We start from the raw sequence: 15,701 nt of genomic DNA, 5'->3' as shown, positions 1-15,701 counted from the left end.
TTTTTTCAAAACCTTGATTCGAGATAATAAGGGAGCATTTTGTGCCAAGTTGGCCAATCATGTGGAATATCATGTCCCCAAATATCCAACTCATGTGGGATGGATTTGGAATGAAGAATGCTCGACAAAAGACGCGAGGCATCGGGGTCTTCGTAGCTACCCGAACCACTCAGCAGGTGAATATGTTTGCTGGCTCTGTATTTAGACAAATACGCTTCATCCTGTAAGTTGCGTAAGTAATGCACGGGTGAATTGAAATAAACATTGTCGTCATAATGCCCCTTGGTGTAAGCGGTAAGATCGTAGCAGCCGCTCATGGCGATGACCCCGTTGATTAAATCGGGGCGTCGGAAAAACAAGTTGGCCGAATGTAAAGCCCCAAAAGAAGCTCCCGCTGCAATGATAGGCGTTTCTGGGCTAGTTTGGCTCTTGATATAAGGGACGACCTCATTATAGATATACTCGTTGAATTGCTGGTGTCGAATACCTTTGGCGTGTCCGCTCATGTGAGGATTCATCCAGCTTTCAGTATTGATACTATTGACACAAAACACCTTTACTTTACCTTCGTCGATATACTTACTAATACTGTCAATGAGGTGTTGGCGCTCATACTCTAAGTAATCTGAGGCCGCAGTTGGAATCATCAAAAGCCCAAATCCATAATGACCATAAACCGCTATTTCGGTGTGTTTCTGGAGGTTGGGGCTATACCAATTGTCTAGTTCGCGTTGCATACAGTGGGGATTGGGATAAAAAAGAAGCCAGAGATAATAAGCACCAAAAACAACCCTCTGACCGACAAATAGATAAACTTTGTCAAAGTTCGCAAAAGGATTTATTTTTGACAACCCCTAATTTACTTTCTTCCATGCTCATTTTTGCGATTTGTTTTTATCTTCTTATCAACCTAGGAGTAGGCCTTTGGGCCTCCAAACGAATTCACAACACCGAAGATTTTGTATTGGCAGGGCGGAGGCTGCCTATGGCCTTGGCTACGATGGTTACTTTTGCTACGTGGTTTGGCTCCGAAACTATGATGGGTTCTCCTTCTCATTTTTTGGAAGGAGGTTTTTTGAGTGTGATCGAAGAGCCGTTTGGGGCGGCCTTGTGCTTAGTTTTGGTGGGCGTATTTTTTGCCCGTACTTTTTATCGATGGAATATTATTACCTTTTGTGATTTCTTTTTGATACGTTTTGGCAAAACTGCCGAATTTGTCTCTGCTGCGATGATTATTCCTTCGTATTTTGGATGGATTGCGGCGCAGTTTGTGGCGATGGGCATAGTAGGGCAAGTTATTTTTGGGTTGCCTTTAGCCACTGGAATTTGGGTGGGGGCATGTATGGTCATGGTTTATACCTTGACGGGAGGCATGTGGTCTATTTCCATTACTGATTTTTTGCACAATATCATTTTGATTATTGGATTGGTGGTATTGGCGGTGATATTGTTTACCAAAACAGGCGGTATTGAACCTGTTTTGGCACAGCAACCCGAAGGTTTTTTTAGAATGGTGCCTAAAGAACACAGCCTGCAAAGCTATGCGGAGTACTTGGCGGCGTGGATTACGATAGGATTGGGTTCTATTCCTCAGCAAGATATTTTTCAAAGAGTAATGGCTTCCAAAGACGCCGACACCGCCGTGAAATCATCGATTTGGGCAGGGGTTTTGTACCTTACGGTGGCATTACTGCCACTTTTTATTGCATTGGCATCCAAATCGCTATACCCTCAACTCATGCAAGGAGATACCAAAATGATTATTCCTAATATGGTACTTCAACATGCTCCTATGTGGATACAGATTTTGTTTTTTGGGGCGTTGATTTCTGCTTTGTTGAGTACGAGTAGTGGCGCTATTTTGGCACCTGCGGCGGTTTTAGGCGAAAACTTAGTCAAACCCTACTTTCCCAAACTTCCCGATGCCAAGTTGCTTTTGGTGATAAGAGGAGGAGTCGTATTGGTGACTTTGTCATCGATTTGGATGGCACGCTCTCGCCAAGATATTTTTGAATTGGTGGGCGAATCGTCGGCTTTTAGTTTGGTGTCACTCTTTATTCCTTTGACTTTTGGATTGTACTGGAAGCGTGCCAACAAGGCAGGTTGTTTGGCTTCTATGATTTTGGGATTAGGGGTCTGGATGGGGTGTGAGTTTGTATGGGAAACTACTTTTCCCGCGCTTTTGTATGGTACACTTGCCAGTTTGTTGGGAATGCTTGTAGGGTCATGGCTGACTCCGCCCCAACCTTTATTGTCGCCTACGCTGAAGAAATTAGACTAAAATGGTACCGTTTTTCTCTATTTATGTCTTTTAATACGAGATTTATTTTTAAGTTAAAATATATACTTTTTTTTACATAAATGACTCAATAGTATGTTTTGAGTGCGAGTTTTGGCACTTTAAAATCTTTTAGGTATGTCTTTTTTTTGTTTTAAAATAGTCGTATAAATTGTTTTATAATATGTCTAATATTGGTATGGTTTTGGTGATGCTCTTTTTAGATGTTTACTCCTGATTTTTGTAAAGATGAAAAAAGAGATGATTCCTGTGTTGAAGAAGGCACTCAATGTAAAGAAGCGCCGTCAGCAGCTACCCATGCCCAGCGATATTGAAGATTATGTATTTAGTTCGGATAGCCCTGGTTTGTTTGACTCAGCACAAGATAATTTTGTACTGAGTCAAAGTCAGAGTATCAGACACTTGAGTGGTAAATACGAACGGTATTATATTGACGATGAACGTAAAATTATTGTAAAAGATTTAGTAAACATTGGTACTGATGGCCGGGTTATTATTCGATCACTGAATGGGATTTTCAGGGGGATGGGCACTTATTTTAATAATACTACTTTGGCCATCAATGTGATGGCTATCAATGATGATGAGGCTTTTTTTTCGCAATTGTTAGCGTATGTTGGCCGATTTGGAAGCGATGAGCTTGAATGTTTATTTGCGATTGCTTCTACCCTCGATAGCCGTAATATTCCCATAGGGCGCCTGGAGGTTTTGGTTCCTTCTGATACTTTTGGTGTACTTCCCGAATATATTAAAGTAGATTCGCAAGCATTTTTTAAACTCAATTATAAGTATCCGCAGCTCTATAAAGTGTTACAAACGCGCCAATTACATTCTTTTGGAAAAGTGGTTTGGGAATAATCAGATTTTGGGGCATTTGGTCTTCCCTCTATTACGCCGCGAAGCGGGCTTGAATCGTAGTTGACTTTTGGAAACGGCGTAGCGGCCATTACCATTTTTTGCAAATACATTTCCTCCTCCTTCCATCGGGATGAAATCCAACGAAGGTAAAAAAACAAAATCATCAATAGGGTTGGCTTTGATGTCAAAAAGCGGGTCGCCAGGAAAATGATAAGTTTCAAAATCGTAATCAAATAAGAAAATAGTAACGTAGCCGTCTGGACTGTATTTTAGGCTGATATCTTTGGTAGGCATCAATTTAAAAGCTCGCTGTAAGTCTGGCCTACGGATAAACTTGTCTTTGTAGTGATCGTGGTAAAGCTTGGCGCGATTGTAGAGATAAATGGTGTTGGCAGTGTCATAACTAATCGCAATATCGAGATAGTGGGCAGCAAAATCTTTTCGTTCTTGGTTTCCAAAAAGCACCCCCATATTATTGATGGCATGTTTGCTCAAGTAAAGTTGATAATGCTCAATAGCAGAAGCTTCTTCTTTGCGATTTTTGTATACGTTGCCAATATTGACATGATAGGCTTTTTTTGTCGAATCTACTTCCAATCCTTTTTCAAAATCTTGCATCGAAAGCATCGAATATTTGGCTTCTTCGGCTTGGTTGCGCTGATGACGTTCGCGGAGTGACATATACGACCGCACAATCCCACGGTTATTGTGCAGCATTGCTACGCTTTTTTTGCGTAGTAGGCTATCATAGAGTACTTTGGCGCGGTCTATGTCGTCCATGTTGAGATATGAAATCGCCAAACCATTGGAAGCGTTGATATTGCTAGGGTCAAGACTATGAGCTTTTTCAAAATCGGCCATTGCGTCTTCATATTCAAGGCATTTGAGGTAGATATTGCCTCGATTGACGAGCATCCGAGCACTTGCTTCTTCGTTGGCTTTGATACCTCTTTCGAGCCATTTGAGGGATGATAAAAAATAACCTTCGATGCGTAAATATTCGCTCATTGCCAGACAAGGCAAAAGCCCTTTGCCCGACAACCTGACAGCGGTCTGTACGTCGTCTTTGGCAAGTTGGGATTGATTGGTATATAAGCGACAAAATGCCCGTGCTGCAAACAAATCCGCATGATTGCGATTGCGGTCGCTAAGAATATCGCCCGCTTGGTCGAAACAACATACCGCTTCCCCAAAATTGCGCAAGCGATAATATACCATTCCTAGCCCAAGCCAAGCGCTTTTTTGAGTGGAGTCCAAATCGAGCGAGCGTTCAAAAGCTTTTTGAGCTTGCCGTTGGCCGTTGGTTCCTACATAAGCAAAGCCCAGTCCAAGCCAAGCCTCGGCCGTGCCGTTGTTGCGACAAGCTGCGTCATATTCTAAGACGGCAAGCTGGTATTTACGTTGCCGATAGAGGGCATGACCCAAGCCCAAATGCGCTGAATAGCGATAGAAAGGGTCTTTGGTAGACAAGTATTCTCTGTAAAGAATTTCGGCTTTGTCGTATTCGTGTTGGGCCAAATGAGCATTGCCGCGCTGTATCAATAGACGTGGCCCAGCGGCACGTTTTCCGGTACGATTTGCAAATTTTTCGGCTTTTTCGTAGAGTTTTTCAGCTTGCTTGTACTCTCCTAATCTGAACAATACGTTGGCAGTGAGTTCGTGAAACTCGGCAGCTTTGGCAAATCCAAACCTTTTTCCCCAGTTTTGTGCTTCTTGCAAATCCCCCAAACGATAGTTTGCCAAAGCAATATTAAAACAAAGAGTATCAGTAGGATGCGCAAATCCCCAAGTAGTCAAGCTTTCTTGAAGGTGACCTTTTTGGGCTTCCCATACCCCTTTATTGTGCAAATACTTCTTCCCAACGCCAGTTTGGCCCATGAGTTCGAGGGCTGCATCGTAATTTTTCATCAGACCCGTTACCAGTGATAGGTTGTAAAGCAAGGTATCATTGTGGGGCGACATTTCGTTGGCTTGTAAGAAAAGTGACTGTGCCGTGTGATATTTCATCTGATAAGCTTGCTGTACACCGCCATTATTGAGTTGTTTGAAGCGTTTATCAGAAAATTGAGATGGGAGATTTTTGGGAGCAACAATCGGAGGAGGGATGGGGCGTTTTGCTAAAGCAATAGTAGGTTCTATTATCAACGCTTTTTGCTGATTGGTAGAATCGGAAGTAACACTCCATGCTGGAATTATCAGCACAAACCAAACAACAAAAAAACTAAGTAGCAGCCTCTGATACGACATCACTATTCCTAGATTTGGGGTAGCATACATTCCTTCTAAAACACGAACCGTGCCATTTTAAATGCTTTTAGAAATACAACCTATTGAGGTGGGAGAGGCTATCAGCAAAAAATAATGTAAAGGATTTTGTTAGGATAATAAGTAAAAGTACGAAACAAAACTTTTAAAATCAAAAATGTCATTTTTGAATAATCAACAATCCATTGTTTGACATATTAAAATGAAGTGAAATAGTATTATTATGTTTAGATTAGAAGAAAGTTTAATGTGAATCTAAATGTTTGAATATGAGTGTTATGGTGGGGCAAAGAGTACCAGAAAGGCTTTTTTGTATAATATAAATGTCCTATTTTAGGGGTAAGGGTTATTTTTTTGAATTATGTTTTTTTAGCTGACGAACACAAAAATAACGGTGATTAGATGAGATTAAAGAGTATAATTATTTGAAACTATAAGCGGATTTAAGTTTAGGATAACATGCCACAGTTTTATCAATTGACCCTTGTTTTCTTTTAAAATAGAATCTAATTTTTTATTTCACAGAAAAAATGCATCCCCAAATGATTTTGAATGGCATTGTTTTTGTCATTTTGGTATGGTAGAGACGTTGCATGCAACGTCTCTACATTGGATGTCTCCGCAGACGTTGCATGCAACGTCTCTACAAATAATAACCGCAGTTTTTGTAGAACCTAAATGGGATAAACGTAGTTTTGGGCATAGAAAAACAAAAGTTAAGTCTATGCCCAAACGCATTATATATTGGTTTCGCAATGATTTGCGCCTACACGACAATGAAGGCTTTCTAAAAGCTACCCAAGACGCAGATGAAGTGATACCTCTCTACGTTTTTGATACTCGTCAATTTGAACAGATACAACCGCTCGACTTCCCTAAAACGGGTCAATTTAGAGCTAAGTTTCTCCTAGAATCGGTTCAAAACTTACGTGACAATCTCCGTAAAAAAGGAGGGAATCTCCTCATAAGACAAGGAAAGCCCGAGGCTATCATCAGCGACCTTGCCCGTGGATGGGAAGTAGAGGCTATCTACACCAGCAAAGAAGCCACCCAAGAGGAAACCGACGTAGAAACCTCTGTATCAAAAAAACTAAAAGTATATAATATTGATTTTGAGGTTTTTTGGGGGGCTACTCTCTACCATCCGCGCGACTTGCCTTTTTGGGTTTCGCGTTTGCCTGACGTTTTTACGGATTTTAGAAAAGCCGTTGAAAAACAATCCACAATCAGGTCTATTTTTCCTGAGCCTATTTCACTCAAACTTCCCGAGGGATTGGAAGCGGGCAAACTTCCTGAAATTTATGAGTTGATTCTTTTTTCATTGTTTCCAGAAGTAGACCCCCGGACTGTTCTCAATTTTAAGGGGGGAGAAACGGAAGCACTCCTTCGACTTCAATCCTATGTATGGGATACCGACCATATCAAAACGTACAAAGAAACCCGCAATGGGCTGATTGGGGCTGATTATTCTTCCAAGTTGTCACCGTGGCTGGCTTACGGCTGTGTTTCACCTCGTCAGATTTATGAAGAAATCAAGCGATACGAAGCCGAACGCGGGGCCAACGACTCCACGTATTGGCTCATTTTTGAGCTTATTTGGCGTGATTATTTTCGATTTGTAGCTCTCAAATATGGTCCACGGCTTTTCAAACCAAGTGGTATTCAATACAACCTCGAATTGCGCTGGAATCACGACCGTGAGCTGTTTGACAAGTGGGTTCATGGTCAAACGGGTGTTCCTTTCATAGATGCTAACATGCGCGAGTTGCTGCTGACGGGTTTTATGTCAAACCGAGGCCGTCAAAATGTCGCTAGTTTTTTGGCTAAAGACTTGGGAGTGGATTGGACTTGGGGAGCCGCTTATTTTGAAAGTCAATTGGTTGATTATGATGTTTGTAGCAACTGGGGGAATTGGAACTATGTAGCAGGAGTGGGCAACGATCCCCGCGAAAATCGTTACTTCAACCCTCTGACGCAGGCTACTAAATATGATCCCAAAGGTGAATATGTAAAAAGGTGGTTGCCCGAATTAGCCAACGTCCCTGCCGAATGGATTCACAAGATAAGCTCCCTCACGCCCCAACAACTTCAAAAATATGGCGTGAAATATTCTAGTCCCATTGTAGGGGCTGGTCAATAGCTTGCAAAATCATAAAAACTTTTGACAGGCGCAGGCCTGCGCCTGTCAAAAGTTTTAGACACTAAATTCTAAAATTACTTTTTCGATTAAGTCACAGGCTTCGTGCAGTTGCGTTTCTGTAATCACCAAAGGCGGTGCAAACCGTATTTTGTTGCCGTGAGTTTGTTTACAAAGTAAGCCTAAGTCTTTGAGGCGCAGACAAATATGCCATGCCAAGGGGCTTTCTTCGTCGGTATTGATAACAATTGCATTGAGCAATCCTTTGCCGCGTACCTCTTGAATTAAAGAGGCCTTGGTTTGAATTTGGCGCATTCTTTCCCTAAAAACTTCGCCTAAATATTGGGCATTTTCTGCTAGTTTCTCATCTTTCACTACCGACAGGGCGGCCATTGTTACGGCAGCGGCAAGGGGATTGCCGCCATAGGTTGAGCCGTGCTGTCCGGGCTTGATAGTCAGCATGATTTCGTCGTTGGCAAGCACACACGATACGGGATACACGCCGCCTGAGAGTGCTTTTCCCAACACCAAAATGTCGGGTTTGACCTCTTCGTGATCACAAGCGAGACGTTTGCCCGTACGCCCAATTCCTGTTTGCACTTCGTCAGCGATAAAAAGCACATTGTATTTGGTACAAAGCGCACGTACTCCGCGCAAATATCCTTCGTCAGGAACTACCACCCCGGCTTCGCCTTGAATAGGCTCTACCATAAATCCCGCGATGTTGGGGTCTGATTGAAAAATTTGTTCCAAAGCCGTCAAATCATTATATGGAATGATAATGTAGCCCGGTAAAAACGGCCCATAGTCGTCGGTGCTATCGGGGTCGGTAGAAGATGAAATTGCTGCTAAGGTTCGTCCCCAAAAATTGCCCGCTGCGTACACTGTCTTGGCTTGGTTTTGAGGAATTCCTTTGACCTGATAACCCCATTTGCGGGTGAGTTTGAGGGCGGTTTCGCCTCCTTCTACGCCCGAATTCATCATCAATACTTTATCGTAGCCGAAGTATTCACACAAAAACTTTTCACATTCGCCCAATACAGAATTGTAAAAAGCACGGGAGGTAAGGGTCAATTTTTGAGATTGCTGTATCAAAGCCTCAACAATCCGAGGATGGCAATGTCCCTGATTGACTGCACTATAGGCTGAAAGAAAATCGAAATAACGGTTTCCTTCTACATCCCATACATAAATCCCCTCCCCTCGGTCGAGCACCACAGGGATGGGTTTGTAATTGTGGGCACCGTAGTTTTTTTCGAGGCCTATCAAGTAGTCGGAGTGAGTATATTCGGTGGCAGTCATGATAACAAAATGTAGTTGGTAACTAATGTTTAGTATTCAAAAGAGCAAAATAACTTTTTATAAATACTTTATAAGTTATAATTATTTTTATTGAGTATAATTTTGTTATTATTGACTTAATATTAGTTAGAAATAAGAAAAATAAACTTTTGTTTTTGTGTTTTATCGTTTGTTATGGAAGAACCTTTAGATGAATACGACCGCTTGATTCTCAAGCAACTAGAACGAGATGCACGTAAAGCATATTCGGCGATTGCTGATGATTTAGGAATTTCAAATACGATGGTTCACCAACGTGTAGGAAAGCTCCGCCGAATAGGTATCCTTAAAGGTACGACTGTAGTAGTAAACGAACGCAAATTAGGATATGAATGGGGGGCGTTTACGGGAATTATGCTAAAGGAAGATTCTGATTCTGAGAAGATTATTGAGGAGTTGAAGTTGATACCTGAAGTGACAGAGTGTTATTATATTACCGGAAAATACACGCTCTACATTAGGATTGTGGCACGCAGCAATGAGCACATGAGGCGGGTATTGTACGACAAAATAGACCACATACCGGGCGTTCTCAAGACTGAATCATTGATAGATTTTGGAGCGGCTTTTAAGCGAAACGTACCTATTGAAGAGTAGGTATAGACCCTTTTTATCTTAATTTTTGAGCAAATGTTTATTATAGTTAAGGTCGGATAGCTTGACCCAAACTATTATTTGGGTCAAGAAGGGTGTTGCGTCGCAGACGCAAATCATATAAGTTGAACAATTACCTTTTTTATGAAATTTTAACTTGTCAATTTTGTGCAAAATGTTTGGATAGGTATAGACATTGGAACCACCAATGTAAAAGCGATTGCGATGACGGAGCAAGGCGAGATAGTGGCGCACTCGACAGCCTCTTGTGTGACTTATCATCCTCGAAACGGCTATGTTGAGCAAAATCCCGACGAAATTTTTGGGCTTTTTGTGGATGTGATTCGTCAGGTAACGGATATGTTACGGAACCAAAATCGCTCCGTAGAAGCCGTTAGTTTATGTTCGGCGATGCATAGTGTCATTGCCTTGGATGGGCGCAATCGTCGATTGTCGCGGTCGTTGCTTTGGGCCGACAATCGCAGCAAAACTCAAGCCGACGCGCTGAAAAAAGATCCTATTTTTGATAAACTTTACCCACAAGTTGGGATTCCTGCGCACCCTTATGCACCACTTACCAAGATGCTGTGGTTTAAGGAGAAACAGCCACAAACATTTGATAATATCAATCGTTTTGTGTCCCAAAAAGAATACATTTGGTATAGGCTATTTGGTAAATTCCAAATTGGATACTCGATAGCTTCGGGTACAGCCCTTTTGGACAATCGACGCCTCAAATGGTCTGATCTTGCGCTTCAATACGCGGGTCTTTCTGCTGATTATTTATCAGAAATTGTGGATACCTACCACCAAGAAAAACTTATTAAGCCTAGTCTTTGCAAAAAATTAGGGCTTCCTTCGGGAACTCCTTTTGTAATTGGGGCGGGCGATGCGTGTTTGGCCAATTTGGGTTCGGGAGCTTTAGAAAATGGCGTCTCTACCCTGACGATTGGTACGAGTGGAGCGGTAAGACAAACCTCCTCCAAACCTTCGAAAGACCCTCAAAAAAGACTTTTTACCTATGTCTTGGACGATACTCACTACGTCTCGGGGGGACCTACCAACAACGGAGGCAATGTACTTGAATGGCTTTCAAAACATCTACTCCACAAAGACCCCACTGAGCTGTTGAGCATGGCTGAAAGTGCGGCGGCAGGGTCGCATGGATTGTTGTTTGTGCCTTATTTGTTGGGAGAAAGAGCCCCTGTTTGGGATGCGAGCGCCAAGGGGAGTTATCAAAACTTAACTTGGCAACACACACAAGCGCATTTGGCGAGGGCTACCCTTGAAGGGATTTTGTATAATCTCAACCAAACGCGTCATATCATTGATGAACAGCTTACTAAAACCAAAGAATTACATGCTAACGGTGGTTTTACAAGGTCGGCGTTTTGGTTGCAGTTGGTATCGGATATTTTTGGGATTCCGGTACGAGTCAATGAAAGTAATGAAAGCGGATGTTTAGGGGCTATTTTGTTGGCAATGAAGTCATTAAAAAAAATAGATACTTTAGAAAGTGGCGTACATCAATACGTACGGTACGCGGATACTTACCATCCCGACCCCGCCAAAATTCGTTTGTATCGTAAAATGCAGCAGCAATTTGGACAACTTTTAGCTCATCGGTAGGGAATGTTGAGAAAATATGGCGCGGTTTTTGCGAAGGAACATTTTACAATAAGTGTTTGTTTACGAGTAGTCAAACTTTTGAAACGAAACCATGAAAAAAATAGGAATTGTAGGGCTTGTGGCGCTAATGCTAGTGAGCCTCATGGCACTCAAGCCAAAAAACTCTAATGTAGAAGAAACTAAAATCAAATGGGTGACTTTGAGCGAAGCCTATAAATTAAGCCAAAAACAACCACGTAAGGTGTTTATTGACTTATATACCGATTGGTGTGGATGGTGTAAGGTTATGGATAAGAATACCTTCAAAAATGCGGAAGTGGTGGATTTTGCCAACAAAAAATTCTACGCCGTCAAATACAATCCTGAAAAAGATGCCGATGTGATGCTCGGAAAAGTATCTTTCAAAAACATGATGAATGGCAAAGTGTCGGGCTATCCTACTACCGTCATTTTGGATGAAAAAATGAATTTGATTCAACCTGTATCAGGCTATTTGGAGCCACGGTTGTTTCACCAAGTGTTGGCTTACTTTGGTGACAACAATCATACCAAAGAACCTTTTAAACAATTTCAAGAAAAAACGTATTCTAATAAATACATCGCTAAGAAAAATTAGTTGGGCAGAGCTGTAGAGGGTGGTGTAATAGATGTTGATTTAAGTTTTGTGCTTCTGCGGCGAACTACCGTAGAAGCATAAGTGTTTCATAGACAGTACCAACTCATTTTATATGCAACTTCCTTTATACCAACTAGACGCCTTTACAAATCATGTTTTTGGAGGTAATCCTGCCGCTGTAGTTCCACTTTCTTCTTGGCTTGCCGACGACACCATGCAGGCGATTGCGGCCGAAAACAACCTCGCCGAGACAGCTTTTTATGTTCCCACAGAGGAGGGGTTTCATATTCGCTGGTTTACGCCTACGGTAGAGGTGGACTTGTGTGGGCATGCCACGCTTGCTACGGCCTACGTGATTTTTAATTTGGACAATTATCCTCATGATACAATCCGTTTTGATTCGCGTAGCGGCGAATTGAAAGTGACTAAAGAAGGCGAGTGGTTGGTGTTGGATTTTCCGGTGGATATGCTCCACAAGCAACTTCTGACTCCACCAGCTTTGTTAGAAGCTTTGGGCGAGATTACGCCTGTGGATATAGTAAAGGGTAAAACTGATTTTTTGGTGGTATTAGAAAGCGAGTCATTGGTGCGTAATCTGGACATTGATGTGATTGTCTTATCTACCGTACCTGCCCGTGGGGTAATTGTGACAGCCAAAGGTGATGAAGTGGATTTTGTATCGCGATTTTTTGCGCCACAATCAGGCATTGCCGAAGACCCCGTTACGGGTTCGGCGCATACAAGTTTGACACCTTATTGGGCCGAAAAACTTCAAAAAGATGAATTCGTAGCGCTTCAAGTATCTCCACGAGGTGGCTATCTCAAAACAAAATTGAGAGGGGAGCGCGTAGATATAGCAGGTCAGGTGAGATTGTATCTTAGAGGAACCATCGAAATAAACGAGTAAGTGCTCACTCCTGATAAGGAGTAACATTGCTTCTTTACCTAATACACAAAAAAGTGATTGATTTGACCACAAGACTAAGTGTAGCAATATGCTTGGTTTTGTGGTTTTTTTGTTAAAAACATTGCGATGTGCTGCCCCATTTTTCTTTTGACCTGACCATTAGGATATTTTCAATACCTGCTCTCACTCCTGTAGTTGTTTGGGAAGATGAGGCGTTTGCAGAAATAAAGGAAAAATTTTCGTTTTTTTTAGAAAAATGTTATGCTTGCAGAGTACTTTTTGCGAAAAAATTGTTTGTTTTGTAGTGAATAGTTCAAACGAAGCAATAATTCTTAACACATGAACGCATACATTGTAGCTGGTTATCGTACAGCAGTGGGAAAAGCTCCCAAAGGTGTTTTTCGTTTTACTCGTCCTGATGATTTGGGCGCGGAAGTAATCAAGCATATGATGACCCAACTTCCTCAACTCGACCCCGCACGCGTAGATGACCTTATTGTAGGAAATGCAGTTCCAGAAGCAGAGCAAGGGATGCAAATCGCCCGTTTTATATCTTTGTTAGCACTTCCCAAAAGTGTTCCAGGCTTTACTATCAACCGTTATTGCGGGTCAGGGGTAGAGGCGATTGCGATTGCCGCTGCCAAAATTCACGCTGGTATCGCCGATTGTATTGTAGCGGGTGGGGTAGAGTCGATGTCGATGGTACCAACTACGGGTTGGAAAACGGCGCTTAATTATGAAATCGCCAAAGAACACGCCGATTATTATATCGGCATGGGACTTACGGCTGAGCAAGTAGCCAATCAGTATAAAATCAGCCGTGAAGACCAAGATGCTTTTGCATTTGCTTCCCACCAAAAAGCACTAGCGGCGCAGAAAGAAGGCAAATTTGATAGTGAGATAGTGCCTATTACGGTCAAAGAAACTTATTTTGACCCCAATAGCGGCAAAAAGAAAAATAAAGAATATGTAATAAGCAAAGACGAAGGTCCACGTGCAGATACTAATCTGGAGGCATTGGGCAGACTAAAGCCCGTATTTGCAGCAGGCGGAAGCGTCACAGCCGGCAATTCTTCGCAGACTTCCGATGGGGCGGCTTTTGTAGTAGTGATGTCCGAACGGATGGTCAATGAGCTGAACCTAAAGCCGATAGCACGAATGATGTCTTATGCGTCAGCAGGAGTAGAGCCGCGTATTATGGGGATTGGCCCTGTAGCAGCAGTGCCTATCGCGCTCAAGCAAGCGGGATTATCGTTGAACGATATTGACCAAATAGAATTGAATGAGGCTTTTGCAGCGCAATCTTTAGCGGTAGTGAGAGAATTGGGCATCGATCCCGCCAAACTCAATCCCAATGGAGGGGCTATTGCATTGGGACACGCCTTAGGGTCAACGGGGGCTCGGCTGTCGGTGCAGTTATTTAACGAAATGCGCCGTCGTCAGCAGAAATACGGAATGGTAACAGCCTGCGTAGGCGGCGGCCAAGGCGTAGCGGGTATTTATGAGTTTTTGAACTAATATGACTTCTCCGAAGTCGTTTGCTTTTGGTAAGGGCCTTGTTAGCTAGCTACAAACCTTTTGCTTCTCCGAGGCAGGACTACCTTTCTAAAAAACGGCTTCGGAGAAGCCCAACTTTTGTAGCATAATGTGTGCTCTCCACGCAAACGACTTCGGAGAAGTCAAATATGAGGTTTTATTTTTAGTCTTTTAGGGCAATAACCGATATTTCTACATTTACATCTTTGGGCAAACGAGCCACTTCTACCGTTTCGCGGGCGGGATAATCGCCCGTAAAAAATTGTCCGTATACTTCGTTTACTTTCCCGAAGTTGTTCATGTCTTTCAAGAAAATACTGGTTTTTACCACATTCTCAAAGCCTAATCCCGCTTCTTTCAGAATGGCTTCTAAGTTGCGCATCACTTGCTCTGCTTCATCTTCGATACTTCCCACTACGAGATTGCCGGTGGCGGGGTCGATGGGGATTTGTCCCGATACGTACAGGGTATTGCCTGCTAATACAGCTTGCGAATAAGGGCCAATAGGGGCAGGGGCGGCGGCGGTCAAAATGATTTTTTTCGACATGCTATTGTAAGAGGTTTGAAGGAAATAATGCTTCTAAGTTTTGAAAAGTATATTGTGAAATCATAACTACTTAGCAAGATGCTCCGCGCGGGCGGCCGCGTAGGCCGTAAGCCCTAAGCTTTTTATTAAGAATGGTTTTGCATAAGCAGCGATTTTCCGCTGTGATTGCCTATAAACATCGCAAAAAATGCCTACTGCTTAACGCTTATTGCCTACGGCTCAATAATTACGCAAAATCTTTATTCTAACTCACGCAGATACATCTGTATGGTGTTTTCGAGGCCATAATAAAGTGCATCGCAAATAAGCGCATGACCAATCGAAACTTCATCTAAATACGGAATTTGTTCTTTCAAATACCGAAGATTTTCAAGACTTAAATCATGGCCTGCATTCAGGCCCAACCCTATTTCGTGTGCTACTTTAGCGGCTTTTACGTAAGCTTCTACGGCTTTGGCAGGATTTTCGGGATAGTCAGCTGCATAGGGCTCGGTATATAATTCTACGCGGTCGGCACCACAGATTTTGGCACCTTCTACCATTTTTTCGTCGGGATCTACAAAAACCGATACTCGAATACCCGCTTCTTTGAAAATACCTACCAAATCCGTTAATCTTTCGCGATGGGTGATGGTATCCCAGCCGGCATTGGAAGTGATAGCACCGAGGGCGTCAGGCACGAGTGTGACTTGCGCGGGTTTGGCTAGAAGCACGAGTTCGATAAACTTTTTTTCGGTAGGATTCCCCTCAATGTTGAACTCAGTGCTTACGACTTCTTTTAAATCCAACACATCTTGGTATCGAATATGACGCTCATCGGGGCGCGGGTGTACTGTAATTCCTTGTGCTCCAAAACTTTCGCAATCGAGCGCTGTTTTTACTACATTGGGATTATTGCCCCCGCGAGAGTTGCGTAGCGTGGCAATTTTGTTGATATTTACACTAAGACGGGTCATGGTAAATAAAATGGTT

At 42.6% G+C, this 15,701-nt stretch carries 13 protein-coding genes; 8 read left to right on the top strand and 5 right to left on the bottom strand.

Features of this window, described 5'->3' with window-relative positions; all coding sequences use genetic code 11:
• Nucleotides 1-5 precede the first annotated feature (5 nt).
• Nucleotides 6-737 (bottom strand): esterase family protein, encoded by a 732-nt coding sequence (locus tag G563_RS0106840; RefSeq protein WP_028664661.1) that lies wholly within the window; start codon nucleotides 735-737, stop codon nucleotides 6-8.
• Between the two features lie 134 nt (nucleotides 738-871).
• On the opposite strand from G563_RS0106840, the gene G563_RS0106835 reads away from it, so the two are divergent.
• Both G563_RS0106835 and G563_RS0106830 read left to right on the top strand, forming a co-directional pair.
• On the top strand, nucleotides 872-2,281 hold the full coding sequence (locus tag G563_RS0106835) for a high affinity choline transporter 1 (protein WP_028664660.1): 1,410 nt from the start codon (nucleotides 872-874) through the stop codon (nucleotides 2,279-2,281).
• A gap of 246 nt (nucleotides 2,282-2,527) precedes the next feature.
• A complete protein-coding gene (locus G563_RS0106830) occupies nucleotides 2,528-3,157 on the top strand; it encodes a hypothetical protein (protein WP_028664659.1) in 630 nt (209 codons plus the stop codon).
• On the opposite strand, the gene G563_RS0106825 is transcribed toward G563_RS0106830, so the two are convergent.
• On the bottom strand, nucleotides 3,158-5,434 hold the full coding sequence (locus G563_RS0106825; protein WP_028664658.1) for a tetratricopeptide repeat protein: 2,277 nt from the start codon (nucleotides 5,432-5,434) through the stop codon (nucleotides 3,158-3,160).
• 712 nt (nucleotides 5,435-6,146) lie between these two features.
• Here G563_RS0106825 and G563_RS0106815 point away from each other — a divergent pair.
• Entirely contained in the window at nucleotides 6,147-7,562 is a 1,416-nt protein-coding gene (locus tag G563_RS0106815) for a DASH family cryptochrome (RefSeq protein WP_028664657.1), read from the top strand.
• A 54-nt stretch (nucleotides 7,563-7,616) separates the two neighbouring features.
• On the opposite strand, the gene rocD is transcribed toward G563_RS0106815, so the two are convergent.
• Nucleotides 7,617-8,861 carry an ornithine--oxo-acid transaminase gene (gene rocD, locus G563_RS0106810; RefSeq protein WP_037326038.1) on the bottom strand — a complete coding sequence of 415 codons (1,245 nt, stop codon included), beginning with the start codon at nucleotides 8,859-8,861 and terminating at the stop codon, nucleotides 7,617-7,619.
• 174 nt (nucleotides 8,862-9,035) lie between these two features.
• Between rocD and G563_RS0106805 the strand changes: the two genes are divergently transcribed.
• The 5 genes from G563_RS0106805 (at nucleotide 9,036) to G563_RS0106780 (ending at nucleotide 14,164) form a co-directional block, all read left to right on the top strand.
• Complete coding sequence (locus G563_RS0106805) at nucleotides 9,036-9,497, top strand: Lrp/AsnC family transcriptional regulator (RefSeq protein WP_028664655.1); 462 nt, start codon at nucleotides 9,036-9,038, stop codon at nucleotides 9,495-9,497.
• A 165-nt stretch (nucleotides 9,498-9,662) separates the two neighbouring features.
• Complete coding sequence (locus G563_RS0106800; protein WP_028664654.1) at nucleotides 9,663-11,123, top strand: gluconokinase; 1,461 nt, start codon at nucleotides 9,663-9,665, stop codon at nucleotides 11,121-11,123.
• A 91-nt stretch (nucleotides 11,124-11,214) separates the two neighbouring features.
• Nucleotides 11,215-11,739 (top strand): thioredoxin family protein, encoded by a 525-nt coding sequence (locus G563_RS0106795; RefSeq protein ID WP_028664653.1) that lies wholly within the window; start codon nucleotides 11,215-11,217, stop codon nucleotides 11,737-11,739.
• 112 nt (nucleotides 11,740-11,851) lie between these two features.
• Nucleotides 11,852-12,646, top strand: coding sequence for a PhzF family protein (locus tag G563_RS0106790; protein WP_028664652.1), 795 nt, complete (start codon nucleotides 11,852-11,854; stop codon nucleotides 12,644-12,646).
• A 339-nt stretch (nucleotides 12,647-12,985) separates the two neighbouring features.
• Nucleotides 12,986-14,164, top strand: coding sequence for an acetyl-CoA C-acyltransferase (locus tag G563_RS0106780; RefSeq protein ID WP_028664651.1), 1,179 nt, complete (start codon nucleotides 12,986-12,988; stop codon nucleotides 14,162-14,164).
• A 181-nt stretch (nucleotides 14,165-14,345) separates the two neighbouring features.
• On the opposite strand, the gene G563_RS0106775 is transcribed toward G563_RS0106780, so the two are convergent.
• Complete coding sequence (locus G563_RS0106775) at nucleotides 14,346-14,729, bottom strand: RidA family protein (protein ID WP_028664650.1); 384 nt, start codon at nucleotides 14,727-14,729, stop codon at nucleotides 14,346-14,348.
• Nucleotides 14,730-14,968: 239 nt separating this feature from the next.
• Nucleotides 14,969-15,685 (bottom strand): pyridoxine 5'-phosphate synthase, encoded by a 717-nt coding sequence (locus G563_RS0106770; RefSeq protein ID WP_028664649.1) that lies wholly within the window; start codon nucleotides 15,683-15,685, stop codon nucleotides 14,969-14,971.
• Between the last annotated feature and the right edge of the window lie 16 nt (nucleotides 15,686-15,701).

Source organism: Runella zeae DSM 19591 (assembly GCF_000423565.1).
Taxonomy (GTDB): domain Bacteria; phylum Bacteroidota; class Bacteroidia; order Cytophagales; family Spirosomataceae; genus Runella; species Runella zeae.
The sequence above is the reverse complement of the archived record's forward strand: the minus strand, read 5'-3'. Positions and strand labels throughout refer to the sequence as shown.